The sequence below is a fragment of the Hymenobacter duratus genome, from assembly GCF_014698995.1.
Taxonomy (GTDB): Bacteria; Bacteroidota; Bacteroidia; order Cytophagales; family Hymenobacteraceae; genus Hymenobacter; species Hymenobacter duratus.
The window spans coordinates 225,928-244,579 of the sequence record NZ_JACWZZ010000002.1 but is presented as its reverse complement, the minus strand read 5'-3'; the positions used below and the strand labels follow the sequence as shown (position 1 = coordinate 244,579).

Annotated in this window: 15 protein-coding genes and 1 other RNA gene; 3 read left to right on the top strand and 13 right to left on the bottom strand. The window is 59.4% G+C overall.

The features are described from left to right. Positions 1-135 precede the first annotated feature (135 nt). Both ald and IC231_RS08930 read right to left on the bottom strand, forming a co-directional pair. Complete coding sequence (gene ald / locus IC231_RS08935; protein ID WP_185886896.1) at positions 136-1,263, bottom strand: alanine dehydrogenase; 1,128 nt, start codon at positions 1,261-1,263, stop codon at positions 136-138. Positions 1,264-1,478: 215 nt separating this feature from the next. Further along, on the bottom strand, positions 1,479-2,252 hold the full coding sequence (locus tag IC231_RS08930) for a DUF1573 domain-containing protein (RefSeq protein WP_190784189.1): 774 nt from the start codon (positions 2,250-2,252) through the stop codon (positions 1,479-1,481). Positions 2,253-2,516: 264 nt separating this feature from the next. On the opposite strand from IC231_RS08930, the gene IC231_RS08925 reads away from it, so the two are divergent. Then, positions 2,517-4,937 carry an alpha-ketoacid dehydrogenase subunit alpha/beta gene (locus IC231_RS08925; RefSeq protein WP_190784188.1) on the top strand — a complete coding sequence of 807 codons (2,421 nt, stop codon included), beginning with the start codon at positions 2,517-2,519 and terminating at the stop codon, positions 4,935-4,937. 69 nt (positions 4,938-5,006) lie between these two features. Here IC231_RS08925 and IC231_RS08920 read toward each other — a convergent pair whose 3' ends face one another. Continuing rightward, positions 5,007-5,585 carry a hypothetical protein gene (locus IC231_RS08920; protein WP_190784187.1) on the bottom strand — a complete coding sequence of 193 codons (579 nt, stop codon included), beginning with the start codon at positions 5,583-5,585 and terminating at the stop codon, positions 5,007-5,009. Between the two features lie 117 nt (positions 5,586-5,702). Between IC231_RS08920 and IC231_RS08915 the strand changes: the two genes are divergently transcribed. Beyond that, entirely contained in the window at positions 5,703-6,707 is a 1,005-nt protein-coding gene (locus IC231_RS08915) for a long-chain-fatty-acid--protein ligase (RefSeq protein WP_190784186.1), read from the top strand. A gap of 44 nt (positions 6,708-6,751) precedes the next feature. On the opposite strand, the gene IC231_RS08910 is transcribed toward IC231_RS08915, so the two are convergent. The 9 genes from IC231_RS08910 to aroQ form a co-directional block, all read right to left on the bottom strand. Next, the gene (locus tag IC231_RS08910) at positions 6,752-7,270 is read right to left on the bottom strand and encodes a YetF domain-containing protein (RefSeq protein WP_190784185.1); all 519 of its coding nucleotides are present in this window, start codon (positions 7,268-7,270) and stop codon (positions 6,752-6,754) included. A 112-nt stretch (positions 7,271-7,382) separates the two neighbouring features. Next, on the bottom strand, positions 7,383-8,540 hold the full coding sequence (locus IC231_RS08905) for a sigma-54-dependent transcriptional regulator (RefSeq protein WP_185886890.1): 1,158 nt from the start codon (positions 8,538-8,540) through the stop codon (positions 7,383-7,385). Positions 8,541-8,627: 87 nt separating this feature from the next. Continuing rightward, complete coding sequence (locus IC231_RS08900) at positions 8,628-11,042, bottom strand: glycoside hydrolase family 2 protein (protein ID WP_190784184.1); 2,415 nt, start codon at positions 11,040-11,042, stop codon at positions 8,628-8,630. Between the two features lie 2 nt (positions 11,043-11,044). Continuing rightward, complete coding sequence (locus IC231_RS08895; RefSeq protein WP_190784183.1) at positions 11,045-13,678, bottom strand: cellulase family glycosylhydrolase; 2,634 nt, start codon at positions 13,676-13,678, stop codon at positions 11,045-11,047. Between the two features lie 86 nt (positions 13,679-13,764). After that, positions 13,765-14,172: RNase P RNA component class A (rnpB, locus tag IC231_RS08890), an RNA gene on the bottom strand. An 18-nt stretch (positions 14,173-14,190) separates the two neighbouring features. Continuing rightward, complete coding sequence (gene rnhA, locus IC231_RS08885) at positions 14,191-14,658, bottom strand: ribonuclease HI (protein ID WP_190784182.1); 468 nt, start codon at positions 14,656-14,658, stop codon at positions 14,191-14,193. Between the two features lie 136 nt (positions 14,659-14,794). Continuing rightward, positions 14,795-15,355 carry a MarC family protein gene (locus IC231_RS08880; protein ID WP_185886886.1) on the bottom strand — a complete coding sequence of 187 codons (561 nt, stop codon included), beginning with the start codon at positions 15,353-15,355 and terminating at the stop codon, positions 14,795-14,797. A 5-nt stretch (positions 15,356-15,360) separates the two neighbouring features. Beyond that, complete coding sequence (locus tag IC231_RS08875) at positions 15,361-16,425, bottom strand: aminotransferase class V-fold PLP-dependent enzyme (protein ID WP_190784181.1); 1,065 nt, start codon at positions 16,423-16,425, stop codon at positions 15,361-15,363. A 224-nt stretch (positions 16,426-16,649) separates the two neighbouring features. After that, complete coding sequence (aroQ, locus tag IC231_RS08870; RefSeq protein ID WP_185886884.1) at positions 16,650-17,096, bottom strand: type II 3-dehydroquinate dehydratase; 447 nt, start codon at positions 17,094-17,096, stop codon at positions 16,650-16,652. Positions 17,097-17,251: 155 nt separating this feature from the next. On the opposite strand from aroQ, the gene xerD reads away from it, so the two are divergent. Next, positions 17,252-18,154, top strand: coding sequence for a site-specific tyrosine recombinase XerD (gene xerD, locus IC231_RS08865; protein WP_190784180.1), 903 nt, complete (start codon positions 17,252-17,254; stop codon positions 18,152-18,154). Here xerD and IC231_RS08860 read toward each other — a convergent pair. Next, positions 18,151-18,582, bottom strand: a complete 432-nt coding sequence (locus IC231_RS08860) for a hypothetical protein (protein WP_190784179.1) — start codon at positions 18,580-18,582, stop codon at positions 18,151-18,153. The two genes, xerD and IC231_RS08860, sit on opposite strands and share 4 nt — an antisense overlap. Positions 18,583-18,652: the final 70 nt, after the last annotated feature.

Below are 18,652 nucleotides of genomic sequence, written 5' to 3'. Positions count from 1 at the left end.
GCAAATGGCCGCCTGCCGATTCAGTGGGTACCGGCACGACAGCCGGAATTCGGATAGTAAAGAAAAATTGAGCGCCCTAACAGCCAACATGCTGCCAGAACGCCCAATTCTTACTTGCTACTTCTCAATTACTAGTTAAGCAACAGCTTCTTCCATTACGGATTCCACGGTTTCCAGTGGCAGCCCCCAAGCGTCGGCTACGCCTTTGTACACCACTTTGCCGTGCACCACGTTCAGGCCGAGGCGCAGGGCCTCGTCGCGGCGGCAGGCTTCCTGCCAGCCCAGGTTAGCCAGCTTCACCGCGTAAGGCAGCGTGGCGTTGGTCAGGGCTAGCGTAGACGTGTAGGGTACTGCGCCCGGCATGTTGGCCACGCAGTAATGCACGATGTCGTCGATGATGAACGTCGGGTCTTCGTGCGTGGTGGGGCGGCAGGTTTCAATGCAGCCACCCTGGTCCACGGCTACGTCCACGAGCACCGTGCCGGCACGCATGGTCTTCAGCATGTCGCGCGTGATGAGGTGCGGAGCTTTGGCACCCGGAATCAGCACGGCGCCGATGATGAGGTCGGCGGTTTTGATGGCTTCGCGGATGTTGTACTCGTTGGAGTACTGCGTTACCACGTTCTTGGGCATGAAGTCGTCCAGCTCGCGCAGGCGGTTCAGGCTGATGTCCATTACGGTTACTTTGGCGCCCAGGCCGGCCGCAATTTTGGCAGCCTGCGTACCCACGATACCGGCACCCAGTACCAGCACTTCGGCAGGCTTCACGCCGGGCACACCACCCAGCAGAATACCACGGCCTTTCAGCGGCTTCTCCAGGTACTTGGCACCTTCCTGCGGGGCCATACGGCCAGCTACTTCACTCATCGGGATGAGCAGGGGCAGCGCGCGTGAGGGCAGCTCCACCGTTTCGTAAGCCAAGCACACTGCCTTACGCTCAATCATGGCGTGGGTCAGCTCCTCGCCCGAGGCGAAGTGGAAATACGTGAACAGCAGTTGATTCTCCTTGATGAGGGGATACTCCGAGGCAATGGGCTCCTTCACCTTCACAATCATCTCGGCCTTGGCGTACACATCCTCGATGGTCGGCAAAACCGTGGCGCCAGCCTGCTCATACTCGGCGTCCGAGAAGCCGCTGCCGAGGCCGGCAGTAGCTTGCACGTACACGTCGTGGCCATGCTTGCGGAATTCAGCTACACCGGCAGGAGTCAGACCTACGCGGTTTTCGTTGTTCTTGATTTCTTTCGGTACGCCGATGATCATGGCAGAACGTGAGGGTAAATGGGTGGAATAAGGCTACAAAGATAGGCACCGCCGCTGGCATTGTGCACGAAGCCCGCTACTGCTTGCCAGCAATACGCCAAATTTTATAATGCACCGAGCCCCTGGCATCCATACAGACGCCAGGGGCTCGGGTATCGTGTTAGCAGGAAACGTTTCAGGCAAGCCCGGTTACCAAGCCTGTCTGGTAGAGCAGGCTATTTGAAGGGCACTACAGCACCGCTTTCCTTCACCATGCTGCCGCCGTTCAGGTCGCGCACAATGTTGGCTTTCAGCGTAATTTTTACGTCACCGTTCAAATCGTTCGATGTCAGGGTGGCTACATCGGCTATCTGGCCGGTCTGGCGCTGGGCATACAGAAGCTCTATTACAGCACTTTTGCCCGGCTGAATAGTAGGCGGCACCGACTTATACCCGACGCAGTTGCAGGCCGACGTAATCATACCCAGTTCCAGTGGCTGTTTGCCTGTGTTCTTCACCGTGAACTTGGCCACCACCTGCTGCCCCGATTCCATCTTGCCAAAATCGTGGGTGGTGCGGTCCAGCACCAGCCGTGGCGACTGTGCCAGCTGGGCCGGCGTCAGGGCTTCCTTGGCTTCTGACTTCGATACGACGTCGCCTTTGATGGTGAGCACCGCACTGGGAGTGCTAGCATTGCTGGTGACGGTTACGGTTTTAGAGAAAATGCCCGGCCGCCCCGCGCTGCTGTACATGGCCTTGATGATGCCCGACTTACCTGGCAATACCGGCGTCTTGGTCCAGTCGGGCGTGGTGCAGCCGCATGAGGCCTGCACATTGGCAATCATGATGGGCTGGTTGCCGGTGTTCTTGAACTTGAACTCGTGCGTCGCCATGGTGCCTTCCGGCACTTTGCCGAAGTCATGCGCGTCCTTTTCGAAGGTCATTACGCCCTGGGCGCGGCTACCGAAGGCCAGCAAGGTAAAGAGCAGGAGGGAGGCAAGGTGTTTCATAAGATGGGGCACAAAGTGGGTGCTTTGCGTTTCGATGAGTAGGAAGGTGCCGGCTGGTGCAGAAGCCGCAAGGGCAAACATAACACGAGGCAAAAATGTCGCACTATGGCATGCCTCCCCAAAGATATACAAAAACGCTCCGGCACCGTAAGCATTGGCGCAACGAATGCTCCCGGCCAAATCCGTACTTTTGGGCATCTGTTCCTAACAGATACTCTTTCCGCCCCTGTTTACCTGGCATCAACATCCCTCCCCATCCGTTTTATGCCCACTGCTGAATCTGCTGATCTGATGGCTACTGCCACTACCTTAAGTAAAGAAGAACTGCTCCGCGACTATCGTTTGGGCTGGGAAAGCCGGCAGGCGTCGTTGGCCGGCCGCAAGGAAGTATTTATGGGCAAGGCCAAGTTCGGCATCTTCGGCGACGGCAAAGAGCTGCCGCAGCTGGCCATGGCACGGGCCTTTCAGCCCGGCGACTGGCGCTCCGGCTACTACCGCGACCAGACGTTTATGCTGGCCGCCGGTGAACTGACGCTGCAGCAGTATTTCGCGCAGCTCTACGCCCACCCCGATGCCGAGGCCGAGCCCGCCACCGCCGGCCGCGCCATGAACGGCCACTTCGCCACGCGCATTCTGGACGAGGACGGCAACTTCAAAAAACTGGCCCAGAGCAAAAACTCTTCCGCCGATATTTCGCCCACGGCCGGCCAGATGCCGCGCCTCGTGGGGCTGGCTTACGCTTCCAAACTCTACCGCCAAAACCCTGACCTGCATCAGTTCGACCAGTTTTCGGTGAACGGCAACGAGGTGGCGTTTGGTACCATCGGCAACGCCAGTACTTCCGAAGGCATGTTCTTCGAGGCGCTGAATGCCGCTGGTGTGCTTCAGATTCCGATGCTGATGAGCGTCTGGGATGACCACTATGGCATTTCGGTGCCGGCTGAGTATCAAACCACCAAACAGAGCATTTCCGCCATTCTGGCTGGCCTGCAACGCGACGGTGAAGGCGAGCAGGGCTTCGAGATTTTCGTGGTAAAAGGCTGGGACTATGCTGCCCTCGTTGACACGTATCAGCGTGCGGCTGAGCTGTGCCGCACCCAGCACGTGCCAGTGCTCATTCACGTAACCGAAGTAACGCAGCCGCAGGGCCACAGCACCAGCGGCTCGCACGAGCGGTACAAGTCCAAAGACCGGCTTTCGTGGGAAGAGGAGCACGACTGCCTGCGCAAGATGCGCGAGTGGCTGCTGGCCGAAGCCTATGCTACCGAAGAGGAGTTGAATCAGATTGAAGCTGAGGCCAAAGAAACTGTGAAAGTAGCCCGCACGGCCGCCTGGAGCGAGTTTTTCAACCCCATCAAGCAGGAACGCGACGAGGTGGTGGTTATGCTCAACAAGCTGGTAGCCGAAACCGGAACAGAAAATGGCCTGCATGAGCTGGTAGAGCATTTGGAGCACAATCCCACGCCTATCCGTGCTGATTTGGTGCGCACCACACGCCGGGCGTTGCGTCAGGTGCGGGGCCAGCGTAGTGGGGCCCGCCGCGAACTGGTAAACTGGCTGGAGCAGGCCCTCGCCGAAAACGCGGACCGTTACAACTCTTACCTGTTCAGCCAAAGCGAGGAAGCCGTTGGCAACATCGAGGAGGTGAAGGTGGCCTTTGCTGCCGATGCCCCACAGGTAGATGGCCGCGAAGTACTGCAGGCCTGTTTCGACGCCAATTTTCAGCGCGACCCGCGCATCTTCGCCATTGGCGAGGACGTGGGCCGTATCGGCGACGTAAACCAAGCCTTTGCCGGCTTGCAGGATAAGTTCGGCGAACTGCGCGTGACGGATACCGGCATTCGGGAGTGCACCATTGTGGGGCAGGGCATCGGGGCCGCATTGCGCGGTCTGCGTCCCATCACCGAAATTCAGTACCTCGACTACCTGCTCTACGCCATTCAGATTCTGAGTGACGACGTAGCCTGCCTGCAGTACCGCACCAAGGGTGGCCAGAAAGCGCCGCTCATTGTGCGTACCCGCGGCCACCGCCTCGAAGGCATCTGGCACAGCGGCTCACCCATCCAGATGATTCTGGGCTCCATCCGGGGCATGCACCTGTGCGTACCGCGCGACATGACGCAGGCGGCCGGATTTTACAACACGTTGCTGCGCTCTGATGAGCCGGCCATTGTGATTGAGTGCCTCAACGGCTACCGTCTGAAAGAGCGGATTCCGAGCAACGTGGGCGAGTTTACGCTGCCGCTGGGCATGCCCGAAGTGCTGCGCGAAGGAACCGACGTCACGATTGTTACTTACGGCTCGATGTGCCGCATTGTGCTGGAAGCCGCCAAGCAACTCGCCGACGCGGGTATTTCGGTAGAAGTGCTGGACGTGCAAACCCTACTTCCTTTCGATTTAGAGCACATCATCACGGACAGCATCCGCAAAACCAACCGGGTCATCTTCGCCGATGAGGACGTACCGGGCGGCGCTACGGCGTACATGCTGCAGCAGGTGCTCGATGAGCAGGATGCCTACCGCTACCTCGACTCGGCGCCGCGCTGCATTGCGGCCCAGGCCCACCGCCCTCCCTACGGCTCCGATGGCGACTATTTCAGCAAGCCCAATACCGAAGACGTGTTCGATACGGTGTACGCGCTGATGCAGGAAGTGGACCCCAAGCAGTTCCCGGCTATTTACTAACCGGAAACTATAAATCCCCGCTGACAGCTCCCAGGAGCCGCCAGCGGGGATTTATAGTTTCCGACCAGCCTAGCGCGTCACTAAAAAGCTGGAGGTGGTAACAGTGTTGCTCGTGTTCAGTGCACGGTCCTTTATCGTTACTTCAAACCGCACTTCCTGGCCCGGGTAAAAGGGCGAGCCCAGCGTAAATGCCTGGCTGAAGCGCAAATCACCCTGCAGCGGGGCTTTCTTGTCGATGTTTGGTGGCTCCAGATGCGGGAACTGACCGTAATAGTCTTCCGGCTTAAGCACTAGCAAATCAGGTGTTGTCGTATAGGGCCGGAATTCTGTGTCGCCGGGAGCCTTCACGAAGAGCTTAAAGTAATAATTCCAGTGGTTCAGGTTGAGCGTGCCGTCACCGTTGAGCCGCTGATACGGAGGGTTGTTGTACTCCTCTTCCGTCAGGCCCAGGTCACCATCACCGTCCTTGAAACTGACCGTCACAATTACGCTGTCAACCGGAATGCTGCCGTTGGAAGGTTGCCGCTTTACAATCAGCTCCTTGAACTCGATGCTGGGTGTTTCAGGAAAATTGGGGGGGCTGATGCAGGAGCCAATGGCTACGCTGCCCACCCCGATGAGCAGCCCTGCGCGAAGAGTACGAAACATGGTCATAGGAAGCAGTAAACTACGATACGAAGTGCCGAAGCAACGGGCAAAAGGTACAACTTCTCAACGAAGCCGGAACGCAATTGTTATCCTCTCTGCAAACCCCGCTTCCCGCTAATGAGTTTCCGCGACGACTACCTGAATGCATTGCCTCACCTGACGGATGCCACGGCCCCGGCTGCGGCCCTGCGCCTGTTCCGGCACCAGGCCGAGCACTGCCCGCCCTACCGCGCCTACCTCTCGGCGCTGGGCCGCAACCCCGCGCAGGCGCAGCAGTTGGCGGATATTCCGTTTTTACCCATCGAGTTTTTCAAAACGCATGAGGTGCGCACGGAGCCGGAAAGCTGGACGCCGCAGGAGCTGTTTCTGAGCAGCGGCACCACGCAGCAGCAGCGCAGCCAGCATCACCTGCGCGACCCGCAGCTCTACCGCCGGAACGCGGGCCGCATTTTCGAGCAGTACTACGGCCCCATCACGGAGTGGACGTTTCTGGCGCTATTGCCATCGTATCTGGAGCAGGGGCATTCGTCGCTGGTAGCCATGGTCGAGTATTTCGCCCGCGAATCAGGACAACAGCAGCAGGCCTTTTTCCTGCACGACCATGCCGCACTGCTGCAGGCCTTAGCGGAGGCGAAAGATCAGGGCCGGCGCGTACTGCTGTTCGGGGTGAGTTATGCGCTGCTCGACCTGGCGGCGGAATATGGTGCCGTGCCGGAACTGCAGGGCCTGACCGTGCTGGAAACTGGTGGTATGAAAGGGCGCCGCCGCGAGATGATCCGCGAGGAGCTACACCAAGAACTCCAGCAGGCATTCGGTCCGGCTGGCATTCACTCCGAGTACGGTATGACGGAACTGCTCAGTCAGGCCTACAGCTTCGGGGATGGGCGTTTCCATGCGCCGCCGCAATTGCAAGTGTTGCTGCGCGACCCCGCCGACCCGTTTGCCGTATCCGCCACCCGCCCCGACGGTGCCATCAATGTCATCGACCTAGCCAACATAGACTCCTGCGCTTTCATCGAAACCAAGGATCTGGCCCGGATGCATCCCGATGGGTCCTTCGAAGTGCTCGGCCGCCTGGATAACTCCGATGTGCGCGGCTGCAACCAGATGGTGAGCAGCTAAGCTGGCTTTGTCTTCCCGAACAGCATAGGAATCGGGCTGACAGTTCACATCTTCACGACAGTAATCACGCCGTCGTGCTCTAAGCGAACCTCTTTGATAGTGGACAGGTCGTTGGTGCTGGCAGCGGCCCGTACGCCGGCGCGAAGCTCCTGCTCGCTCACACTGGCTTGGCGCAACTCGTGCTGATGAATGGTTGCCCCTTCCGCTAAGATGGAGTCGGAGCCTTTCACCAGCTTGCGCAGCAGTGGCGAAAAATACACTGCGTACGCCAGTGTCCGGTGCACAAATACCAAAGCAGCAGCGGCCACGAACGTAATACCCATTGGCGCATCAGCAATAATGACGCGACTGAGTAAGGCGCCAAACATGAATTTCACTACCATGTCGAGGGCGCTGTTGCCGCCGAATGTGCGGCGGCCCGACAGCCGCAGCAACACCAGCGCCACCAGAAACACCAGCACCGCCCGCGCGCAGGTTTGTCCAATGGTAATGGTCTCGGCCGTGGCTTGCATGCCCAGTAGGTTGTTGAAAAACTCCTGCATTGCGTATCGGGTTTGAGACAAAATAAACAACAGCGCGGACCAGCAACCGGAGGCGTACCCGGCGGCTGGCCCGCGCTGTCTGTAGTTACACTAAAACTGCCGCCGCTAGCTGATGTTTGCCAACGACCGGAAGTTATTTGCCGGCAAACGCCTTGGCGTCGGCCGCGGAAATGGTGTCGTCGCTCATGATGACGAGGCGCTCCACTACGTTGCGCAACTCCCGGATATTGCCGCGCCAATCGAGGCCTTTGAGGTATTCTAAAGCAGCGGCATCAATCTGTTTGGGCTTGGTGCCATAGTCGCTGGCTATGTCCTTGAGAAACTTCTCAATAAGCTCCGGAATATCGTCTCGCCGGTCATTGAGGGCCGGTACCTGAATCAGGATGACGGAGAGGCGATGGTAGAGGTCTTCGCGGAAGTTGCGGTCGGCTATTTCCTGGAGCAGGTTTTTGTTGGTGGCCGCCAGTACGCGCACATTCACCGAAATTTCCTTCTCGCCGCCCACCCGCGTAATCTTGTTTTCCTGCAGAGCACGCAGCACTTTGGCCTGGGCCGAAAGGCTCATGTCGCCGATTTCATCCAGGAACAGCGTGCCGCCATCGGCCTGCTCAAACTTGCCGATACGCTGCTTCACGGCCGACGTAAACGAGCCTTTCTCGTGTCCAAACAGCTCTGATTCAATCAACTCGGAAGGAATGGCAGCGCAGTTCACCTCTACCAGCGGGCCGTTGGCGCGGTTGCTGAGTTCGTGCAACTGGCGCGCTACCATCTCCTTGCCGGCTCCGTTGGGCCCCGTGATGAGCACCCGCGCATCGGTGGGGGCTACTTTCTCAATGGCTTTGCGCACCGCCCCAAGGCCCTCCGAGGAGCCAATCATCTCGGAGCTTTTGGCCACCTTTTTCTTCAACGTCTTGGTTTCGGCCACCAGCTTGGTGCGGTCCAGGGCGTTGCGCACGGTCACGAGGAGGCGGTTGAGGTCCGGTGGCTTCTGCAGGAAGTCGTAGGCGCCTTTCTTGGTAGCATCCACGGCCATTTCCACGTTGCCGTGCGCCGATACCATGATGAAAGCGGCGTCGGGAGCCAGCACACTGGCCCGCTCCAGCACCTCAATGCCGTCCATCTTGGGCATTTTGATGTCGCAGAGCACCACGTCGTATTTGTCGCGGATGAGCATGTCGAGGCCGGTGGGACCGTCTTCTGCCTGATCTACTTGGTAGCTTTCGTATTCGAGAATCTCCTTTAGCGTATTGCGAATGGCCTTTTCGTCGTCGATGATGAGAATGCGGGGCATGGGCTGAAGTAAGAGGAAATGGGAAAAGTCAAAGTAACGAAAACCTCCGTGCAAACGATGTAGCTGCTCCCGGAGTCTCTGCCTGTGTCAGGGTTTTACGCTCACTAGCTCCAGTGTAGCTGCTGGCAGACCTTCAGCGGTAGCCGTAATACGTAGCGCACCAGCCATCCGGCCCGCCCGCAGCAGCGCCGTGGCAACGCCGGCCTCGGCCGCTACCGGGTTGTCGCTGAGCAGCTCTGCATCACCCGCCACGGCAAAACGGATAGGCGTGGTGGCCGTCGGGACGGGCGTGTTTTGGGCATCTACTACGGTAGCATACACAAACACGGCGTCCTGGCGGCCGGCTGCTAGGTCGCGGCCGCTCTTGTCGAAGGAAAGCTGCACATGGTGCGCCGCGCCCGGCGTACGGCGAATGTGCTCGGCGGCCGGCTTCCCGTTCTGGTAGGCTACTGCCCGCAGCGTGCCGGTGGCAAATGCCGGCACCACGAAGGTGAAAGAAGGGTGCGCCAGCTGGCTGGAATATCGGTCCTGGTCGGGGCGTTGGCGGGCCAGTGTGCGGCCATCCAACTGCAGCTCCACCTCGCTGCAGTTGCTGTATACGCGCACCTGCCGGGGCGCGCTGCTGGCCTGGGCGTAGCTGGCAAGGAACACCATCGGCTTACCGAAACCCAAGGCGTCGGGCACGGGGCCATACTGGCTCTGGTAGAAGTAGAACACGAATTTGGGCAGCCGGTAGATATCCATGATGCCCGAGGATTCGATGTCCGGGTCGTAGCCGCGCTTATAATCGAACTGCAGCCAGTTGGCGTCGCCGAGGGCCGGGCCGATGAAGTTGTCGTTGTGAGCTTCCTGAAAGTTGAGGGCCTGCTGCGCCAGCGCCTGCTCGCCCTGGCCCCGCAGCTGCCGCGACGTGCGTTCCGAGGCTTGCAGGCCGGCATAGGCTGTTTGGTTGAAACCGGCGTTCTGAGCGTAGTATTCCCAGTCGCCGTACTCGCAGAGCAGGATGGGCTTCTGCTTGTTGTACTTGTGCCAGTAGTCGGGGGCTTCGGCGTGCTGGCGGGCCGGAATAAACACGTCGTAAGCATAGTCCAGCCAGCCGCAGGTATATACATCGGTAGGCCAGGGTAGCTCCTCGTGCACCGCTTGGTGAGCCTGGTCCATGAACGACTTGCTCATATCGGTTTCGTTGAGGGCCGCTTCCCAGAGCACGATGCTGGGGTGGTTTCGGTCGCGGCGCACCATGTCGCGCACGTTCTGCAGGCTGTTGAGTTGGAACGCCGCGTCGCCGAAAAACTGCCAGCCCGGAATCGAGTTCATCACCAGTAGCCCCAGTTCGTCGCAGGCTTGCAGGAAGGCCGGCGAAGGCGGATAGTGGGAGCAGCGCACAAAGTTGAAGCCGGCCTCCTTGATTTTCCAGGCGTCTCGGTACTGCATTTCATCAGACAGTGCATAGCCCAAGTAGGGGTATTCCTGATGCCGGTTGGTACCCCGAAGTCGGGTTTTCTGGCCATTCAGGTAGAAGCCATCCGGCGTAAACCGAATGGTGCGGACGCCGGTAGAAATCCGCTGCTGATCCACCCGCTGGCCTTTGTCGTTCAGCACACTCACCACTACCTGGTAGAGGTAAGGGCGGTCTGCTGACCACAGCTTGGGCTGCGCCAGCGGCAGAATTTGCCTTGCCGATGTAGCCGCGCCCGGCGTGAGCAACGGCGCATCAGTGAGGGTACGTGCTACTTCCTTGCCCTGCGCATCCAGCACCACAGTCTGCACCTTGGAAATGCGGGCGTCGCGGTAATCATTCCGGACCTCCGTCTGAACATGCAGGGTAGCCTGCTGCTCACTCACATTCTCGTAGTGCAGCATAATGCCGCCGCCTGCCGGGCGGGCAGCTTCCACAGCGTCCGTGATGCGCAGCCGCTCCTGCACAACTAGCTGCACGGGCCGGTAAAGACCACCGTAGTAGTTGAAATCAAGGTCTTTGAGAGGCTTGCCGGGCGGAATAGCCTGGTTGTCTTGGTTGTTGAGCTTCACCAGCAGGCAGTTCTCCGCATTGGCTTTCAGATAAGGCGTCAGATCTACGGTAAAGGGCAGGTAGCCGCCTTGGTGGCGAGCAAGACGCTGGCCGTTCAGGTACACATCGGCCTCGTGCATAGCTCCCTCGAAGCGGACTGCCACACGGCGGCTGGTGTCGGCGGCCGAAACCCGGAAAAACCGGCGGTAAAAACAGGTGCCCTGCCACTGCCGCTCCTTGGTAACTACTGCCTCTAGGCGCGGCGTGTGCGGCAACAATACGCCCGCCCAAGGACGAACCTTGTCTTCGCGAACAAAGAAGGCCGGCCCGACTACGGTATCCATATCCCGCACAAATTCCCAGTCCGTGTTGAAACTAGCAGGCAGCGCGGTTTCACTGGGCTGAGAGGAACTGCCGGAGCGTGTGCAGGCTGCCAGAGCCAGCCAGGCTACTAGTGCCAGACTATGTGGGAGAAAGTTGCGAAGCAGCATCGTTAGCGCAAGTAGATGGATTCAAGGTCGAGGAAGGGGCGGGCATCAGCCGCTGACTGGGCCGCAGGCCCGAGGAGCACTTGCAGCACTTCAGCCTGTGCCAGTGGCAGCGCCACCGGACCATTAGCCTGGAAGGAGAGGGGCAGGAAGCTAGGGTAGGGGCGTGGCAGCAGCAGTTGAGCACCCGGGCGGAAAGCCGTCAAAGGAACCCGCACTTCCTGCATTTCAGCCGGAAGATCCACATCGGCTACGTAGGCCGCCGCGTCGCGGGTGGTGAGAACCAGGCGCACAGTACCAGCGCCGGCACCGCGGCGGCCGCGTATCACTAGTTCCCGGAAATTGGCGGCATCGGCGGCCCGCGTAGCCAGCCGGTCGCCGAAGTAGGCGCGCAGGAAGGCCACCGGTGCGGTTGGGTCGGAAAAGGGAATGGGGCTGGCCGGCGGCGGGCTCTGCAGCAGACGCAATGCCAACTGACCGTTGCTGCTCGTCACGTAGTCGGCCCAGCCGCCCCCGTTGATGCCGCCGGTTTCGGTGCGTTGCTGATCAAGCGCCGCCACGTAGAGCGGCAGAGCGGAACCGGGAGCTACAATTGAGGCCTCGTAGTGCTCCTGTGGAGCATAATCCCAATCGAGCGGACTGCCTGTAAAACCGCCGGGGAAAGTGGTGGAAATGTTGTTGCGCTTCACCACAATCCAGTAGCGGAGCAGGCCCGGATACAGCAGGTCGGCGGGCACGGTGGCTTCGGCGGAAGTAAGCGTAAGGCGGCGCATCGGCAGGGTGCGGGTGCGCCCGTAGTAGTGCTGGGCCACGAGCAGCACCGAATCGGTAGCGGTGGCACCGGCTATGGTGGCTTGCAGCACAGCGGGCTGCCCGGCGGCGAACTGGGTAGGGGCCGTGTGCATGACCTGTGTGGGAAGGACCGTGGCTGGCGGCGCCACGAACTCGCCTAGCTTTATAGCGCCCAGCATGGTTTCAGCCGTGAAGGCTGCCGTAGACTTGCCGCGCGCCGACACCAGGTACACGCCTGGCTGCAGTCGCACGGTGCTGCTGGTGGCTTGTGCTTGAAACGAATTGCCAGCGTTCAAACCGCGCACTGCGAAATCAGAACCTAGGCCCGGCAACGTCAATTGCATCGGTTGGGTGTTCCAGACGATGCGCGTAACAGCCTGACGGAGCGAAGTAGGGGCAAACGGGTCACGAACCGCAATGGCATCGGGCATCACCTCCAGCCGCCACACGCCCGTAGCCAGCCGGTCGAGGAAGTAGGCGCCGGTGCCTTCGTAGCGTACTGCCGGCGACGAACCGGTGCCCGCGAGACGGCGCAGAGCAGCAGGTTTGCGCGGCTGCGTGGTGGTGCTGCTGGTGTAGTAAAATTCTTCCGGCGTGTTCAGCTCGCTCACGCCGGCGCGGTAGCTGATTCGGAAATCATTGAAAATCGAGTCGGCAGGATAGGTGGCAAACTGCTGACCGAGTTTTACCTGCCGGAATACTTTCCCCGCAATCAGCAGGCTCAGGGCCTTGGCGGGCGTGTAGGCTAGGTTGAGGTAGTGGGTCTGGTATTCGGTGTTGGCAAAGGCTATGGCCAGCGGGTCGTAGGCAAACTGGGTAGCCCACTGGAAGCCGGCACTCCGGAAGCTGCGCGCCATCATCGGGTACGCCACCGGCTGCAGAATATCCGCCGACTCGAACTCATACACCATGCGGGGCTTGCTGCTGAAACGCGGGTCTTTGGCGTACGGAATCGGGTAGCTGTCTACCAGCGGCAGCAGGTTGCCGCGCAGCGTATGGCCCCCCACCAGCGCTGAAGGGTACCACTGAAACGTGAAGCCCTGCACGGAGCTATTCAGGATGGCATTAGCTACTGCCGGGCTTTCGGCAATGTTGTAGAAGATGGGCTTCTTGTAGCCAGTAGCCCGCATGGCCTGTACCATACGCTGCACGAAGGTGCTTACCTCCGCTTCGGGCTGCCGGTAATGGGGCTCATTGCAGACTTCGTAGGCAATGATGTCGGGGTCTTCGCGGTTGAGCTGGCCGGTGTAGGGGTTGTGGTGGTTGAGGAACTGCGCCAAGTAGTTTTCCTGCGCCTTGATGGCGCGCGGATTGTTGTAGGCGCGTCCCTTGGGATAAATGCTGGAGAAGCCGGTTTGCGCGGTGTCCTTTTCCGGGTAGCCATTGCCCCAGTAGGCAATTGGGGTCAGGATGATTTTGATGCGGCGCTGCTTGAGCTGCTGAATCAGGTAGTCGAGCAGGCGCAGGTGTTCATTCTCGAGCACATTGCCCAGCGTGTCCGTAATTTCTACGTCCCACACGTGGACCCGGAAAGCATCTATGCCCAGCCGGGAAAGGTGGTACACATCCTGCTCAATGGCCTGCTCGGGCTTCATGCCCAGCTTTTTAATAGAGCGGTATGAGTGGGCGAATGGAGCCGTATAGTTCACGCCAAACAGCGCTACTTCCTGCTTGCTGCCCTGCCAGCGCATCACGCCTTTGCCATCTATATACACATCGGCTTTGGCTGGCGGCGGGGACTGAGCCTGCGTTGAAATGCTGATTAGCAGGAAAAAGGCCAGAAAGCAGAGGGCCGTACGCTGCTGGCACAACGTAGCTGCGAGCCGGCAAAGAGAATAAAGAGGCATAGACAGTAGAGACAATTGGATGCGCGAAGTAACACTACGCAGAAACGAAAACGGCCGCCGCAAGCAACGTTGCGGCGGCCGTAAGCCGTAATGATGAGTCTGTAAGCCGGGTTTTGTACGCTGCCCCGAAAGGCCGCGCCTCCACCATTTATCTAGGCCAGTCCTCGCGGAAAGGCTCCATCAACCTACCCGCTGGCCCCGGACGAGCCGCCCGGTGCGCCCTCGCAGGGCGCGTGCCAGCTTATTTGGTCTTTCAACCCCTGAGGTTTACCCAGCCGGACTGGTCACCCAGCCGCTGGTGCGCTCTTACCGCACCTTTTCACCCTTACCGGCTGCCCGAGGGCAACGTAGGCGGTATTTTCTGTGGCACTGGCTGTCCCGGGTTGCATTATACTTCCCGGTCCTTCCCGTTAGGAAGCAGGGTGCTCTGTGTTGCCCGGACTTTCCTCGTCGCCTGCTTTTGACACAGGCGCCGCGGTGGAGCGACTCATCACTGAGGCAAAGGTAGGCATTTACCCCCGCCGCGCCTCAATCAATTCGTAGCCTTCGTCCACCAGCAGCTTGGTGCCAGTGGCGCTGCGCACGGCCAGCTGGTCGCACCGCTCGTTTTCGGGGTGGCCGTTGTGGCCGCGCACCCATTTGAAGTGCACAGTGCGCCGGCGGTACACTTTCAGGAAGCGCCGCCAGAGGTCTTCGTTGGCTTTCTTGCCGAAATCGGTCTTCTTTTCCCAGCCAAACACCCACTTCTTCTCTACCGAATCCACCACGTACTTCGAGTCCGTGACGACGGTGATGGGTAGCTCGGGGCGGTTGATGGCTTCTAGGCCCACGATGATGGCCAGCAACTCCATGCGGTTGTTGGTGGTGAGGCGGAAGCCTTCGGTCAGCTCCTTTTCGTGCTGCCCAAAGCGCAGGATAGCGCCGTAGCCGCCGGGGCCGGGGTTGCCGCGGGAAGAACCGTCGGTGAACAGGTAAATCAAGGGAAACGGTTGAAAAAGGACGTCATTCCGAGCGCAGCCGAGGAATCTCGCGTGCTGAGGTTGCCATGGTATGTACTACACTAGCGAGATTCCTCGGCTACGGCTACACCTTCGCTCGGAATGACGGTCTGGAAGACTAAAAATTTGATTTAAACAGCTTGATGGCAATGGCCAGCAGAATCACGCCGAACACGCGGCGCAAAATGTCTTCGCCGGCTTTGCCCAACTTCCGCTCAATCCAGGCGCTGCTTTTGAGCACGCCGTACACGAACACCAGGTTCAGCAGAATGCCCACCAGCACGTTGGGCAGCGAGTAGGCGGCCCGCAGGGAAAGCAAGGTGGTCATGGTGCCGGCCCCCACAATGAGCGGAAACGCCAGTGGCACAATGGAGCCCGATGCCGCGGTAGGATTGTGCCGGAACAGCTCGATGCCCAGAATCATTTCCATGCCAATCAGGAAGATGATAATGGCCCCTGCCAGCGCAAACGACTGAAAATCGACGCCAAATAAGCTCAGAATGCTCTGGCCCAGAAACAGGAACACGAACATCAGCAGGCCCGCAACCAGTGTGGCCTTCTCGGAGTTGATTTTGCCCTCGCGCTGCCGGATCTGAATGATAATCGGGATGGAACCCAGAATATCAATCACGGCGAAAAGCGTGAGCGTAACCGAGAATATTTCCTTGAGACTGAACATGCGGTTTAGGCAAACTCCTTGGCGAAAAACTGCACTAACTGCTCAAATGCGGCATCCGGAATGGCTGGAAAGTTGGCAATACGCAGACTGCCAGCTTTCCAGTTACCGTAGCCGTTGCCGAGCTGCAAGCCCTGCGCCAGCGCGCGGCGCTTCACCTCATCAATCAGGGCGGGCGCGCCTTGCAGGCCAATAACCGTTGTGGAGCGGGTTTCCGGGTTCGTGACGAGCGGCGTGAGTTGCGTGGCCTGCTCGAAATAGTCGTAGAGCTTGGTAGCCCGCTCCTGCAAATGCTGGTGCACCGTTTTGATAACGGGCCGTTCCTGCAGCACCCGGTAGAGCAGATAAATGCCTAACACATTGGGCGTGTGCGTGGTCTGCCAGTTCAGCATCTTCTCGTACTGCGAGGCCAGCGAGTTGTAGTGGCTCCGCTCGTTGATTTCGCGCAGGCGCGTCACGGCCCGCGGCGACAGAATCATGAGCGACAGCCCAGCCGGCAGCCCAAAGCATTTCTGCACCGAGGCGTACCACACATCGGCCTTGATGTATTTGAGCTGCACGCCCGCCATGGAAGAAGTGGCATCAACGGCCAGCAGCGCCGAACCGAGACGGTTGTAGAGGTTCAGGATGAAGCCGTCGCGGAGTTGCGTGGCGTTGCTGGTTTCGTTCTGCGTGATGCAAACAAGGTCGGTTTCGTGGTCGGGCAGGGGCAAGGCTGCCACGTCGGGCACTTCATCGATGCCAAACTGGTAGCCGATGGAGGCCGGCCGCAGCGCCTTGGCGTACTCGTACCATTTCTCGCCGAACGCGCCGCTGTAGAGGTGGAAGCTCTTGCGCGGCGTGAGGCTCTGCGTCAGGACTTCCCAGCATTCGGTAGCCGAGTTCATGAAAAACACGGTGTAATCCTGCGGGACATTGAGCTTATTTTTCAGCTCCTGTACGGTCTGGCGCATGAGGCCCGTGAACCGCTCGCCGCGGTGTGGTGCCGAGAGCCAGCCCTCATCGAAGGCATCCTGGAGGTATTGGCGTACCTGCGGGTACACCTGGGAAGGGCCGGGATTGAATGTATACATAGGGTGTGGTGAGGCTAGAGGAACTGCAAAGGTAGTATAAGGGGGATGGGGTGATGAGGTAAATGGTGAGCGGGTGAATGGGTGACAAGTGACAGGTGATAGATAAATGGTGAAGGGCTGATGAAAGAACTGCCACATGATCGGAACGACGTTCTGTTTACCCTGTTACCTGTCACCTGGCACTTGTCACCATTTACCTCATCACCATTCACCTCATCCCAGCATCACACCTTAAATCCAACCCGGCGGGGGCGCAGGCTCTCGAAATACTGCACGGCCAGCCGGTAGCTTTCCAGCTTGAAGCCGCTGATGCTGCCCACACAGTGCTTGCCCAGCAGGCTGCGCTGGCGGAAGTCTTCGCGGGCGTGCAGGTTGCTCAGGTGCACCTCAATTACGGGCGTATTGATGGCGGCCACAGCATCGGCCAGCGCCACGCTGGTGTGGGTGTAGCCGCCAGCATTCAGCACGATGCCGTGGTAGGTGTAGCCTACTTCGTGCAGTTTGTCGAGCAGCTCACCTTCGTGGTTACTCTGAAAATACTCGATGGTGACTTCCGGAAAAGCGGCGCGCAGCTCGGGCAGGTAGTCGTCAAAGGATCGGGTGCCGTAGATGCCTGGCTCGCGGCGGCCCAGCAGGTTCAGGTTGGGGCCGTTGAGAATGAGAAGCTGCATGTAGAGGGCTGCTAATTGCTGGTTGATGATTGTTGATGTGGTAGCTGTTGCGAGGCGGACTACTAGGCAGCAACACCTGTTTCTCGGGTAAGTCTCGCTAAACTTGCACGAATATCCGGGCAACCTGCCAACAATCAGCAACCAACACGCAACACATGTCTACTTGGTCCGTCACGCTCCGGCAATTCGAAGGCTACCTGCAGCTCGAAAAGTCGCTTTCCGCCAACTCCGTGGAGGCGTATGTGCGGGATGCGGGCAAGCTGCGGCACTTTCTGGAGCTGCGGCACCTGCCCAACTCGCCCAAAGAAGTGACGACGGCCCTGTTGCGCGAGTTTCTGGAGTGGCTGGGTGGTATGGGCCTGAGCGCCACCTCGCAGGCCCGGATTCTGTCGGGTATTAAGGCCTTCTTCAGCTTCATGATTATGGAAGACCTGCTCACGCTGGACCCCACCGACACGCTGGAGGCGCCCAAAACCGGCCGCAAACTGCCCGATACGCTCAGCTACGATGAGATAGTACAACTGCTCGACAGTATCGACCTGAGCACGTCTGAGGGCACCCGCAACCGCGCCATGCTGGAAGTGCTGTACTCCTCCGGCCTGCGCGTGAGCGAACTGACCGATTTGCGCCTTTCCAATGTGTACGCAGACCAAGGCTTTGTGCGCGTGACCGGCAAAGGCAACAAGGAGCGTCTCGTGCCCATCGGGCGCGACGCGCTGAAACATGTGGGCCTGTACCTGCAGGGCATTCGCTGCCACCTCGATATAAAGCCCGGCCACGAAGATTTCGTTTTCCTGAACAAGCGCGGCTCGAAACTATCGAGAGTCACGGTTTTCACGGTTATCAAGGCCGCCGCCGATAAGGCCGGGGTGCGCAAGAGCATCAGCCCACACACGTTTCGGCACTCCTTTGCCACGCACCTGATAGAAGGTGGCGCCGACCTGCGGGCGGTGCAGGAAATGCTGGGCCACGAAAGCATTACAACCACCGAAATCTACACCCACCTCGACCGGGACTACCTGCGGCAGGTCATCACGGCATTTCACCCCCGAAGCTAGGCCGAGCGGGAGAAGTGCTGCCGCTGGCAGCTGTGGAGCCATTCTTCCGCATCCTGCACCGATTCAAACAGCTGCAGCTCCGTGCCAGTGCGGCGCGTCCAGCTGATGTCCAGGTCGCCGACATTGGCATTGGCGCCCGGCTGCATCACGTGGGCCACGCACAGCGGCGGGCAGGTGTTGGTGCTTTCCCAGACGTAGCGCAGCCAGGTCAGCGAGTCAAACCACGGATTCAGTACCTGGCTGTTATCGTTCAGCAAAAGGGGAGACAGAGGGCTGCTGAGCAGGTTCAGATGGGATACCACACTTTGCAGGGCTTGCTGCGGGTTTACGAAACCACGCCACGTGGCCCGGAGCCAGTGGTTGCAGGCATCAAATTCCACACGGCAAAACGGCTGTTGTGCGGTGAAGAAGGCAGAGGAATCGGACATAGAAAGCAATGCGGAGAAGAGTAGGAGGAAACCTAATCGGGCATTGCAACAGGTGTTGGCGGAGGTAACG

What these genes read in the sequence shown, in the direction of transcription:
- ald (WP_185886896.1), bottom strand. Translation starts at nt 1,263, where the DNA reads ATGATCATCGGCGTACCGAAAGAAATCAAGAACAACGAAAACCGCGTA.
- IC231_RS08900 (WP_190784184.1), bottom strand. Translation starts at nt 11,042, where the DNA reads ATGCTGCTTCGCAACTTTCTCCCACATAGTCTGGCACTAGTAGCCTGG.
- IC231_RS08930 (WP_190784189.1), bottom strand. Translation starts at nt 2,252, where the DNA reads ATGAAACACCTTGCCTCCCTCCTGCTCTTTACCTTGCTGGCCTTCGGT.
- IC231_RS08875 (WP_190784181.1), bottom strand. Translation starts at nt 16,425, where the DNA reads ATGTATACATTCAATCCCGGCCCTTCCCAGGTGTACCCGCAGGTACGC.
- aroQ (WP_185886884.1), bottom strand. Translation starts at nt 17,096, where the DNA reads ATGCAGCTTCTCATTCTCAACGGCCCCAACCTGAACCTGCTGGGCCGC.
- IC231_RS08915 (WP_190784186.1), top strand. Translation starts at nt 5,703, where the DNA reads ATGAGTTTCCGCGACGACTACCTGAATGCATTGCCTCACCTGACGGAT.
- IC231_RS08860 (WP_190784179.1), bottom strand. Translation starts at nt 18,582, where the DNA reads ATGTCCGATTCCTCTGCCTTCTTCACCGCACAACAGCCGTTTTGCCGT.
- xerD (WP_190784180.1), top strand. Translation starts at nt 17,252, where the DNA reads ATGTCTACTTGGTCCGTCACGCTCCGGCAATTCGAAGGCTACCTGCAG.
- IC231_RS08925 (WP_190784188.1), top strand. Translation starts at nt 2,517, where the DNA reads ATGCCCACTGCTGAATCTGCTGATCTGATGGCTACTGCCACTACCTTA.
- IC231_RS08905 (WP_185886890.1), bottom strand. Translation starts at nt 8,540, where the DNA reads ATGCCCCGCATTCTCATCATCGACGACGAAAAGGCCATTCGCAATACG.
- IC231_RS08920 (WP_190784187.1), bottom strand. Translation starts at nt 5,585, where the DNA reads ATGTTTCGTACTCTTCGCGCAGGGCTGCTCATCGGGGTGGGCAGCGTA.
- IC231_RS08895 (WP_190784183.1), bottom strand. Translation starts at nt 13,678, where the DNA reads ATGCCTCTTTATTCTCTTTGCCGGCTCGCAGCTACGTTGTGCCAGCAG.
- IC231_RS08880 (WP_185886886.1), bottom strand. Translation starts at nt 15,355, where the DNA reads ATGTTCAGTCTCAAGGAAATATTCTCGGTTACGCTCACGCTTTTCGCC.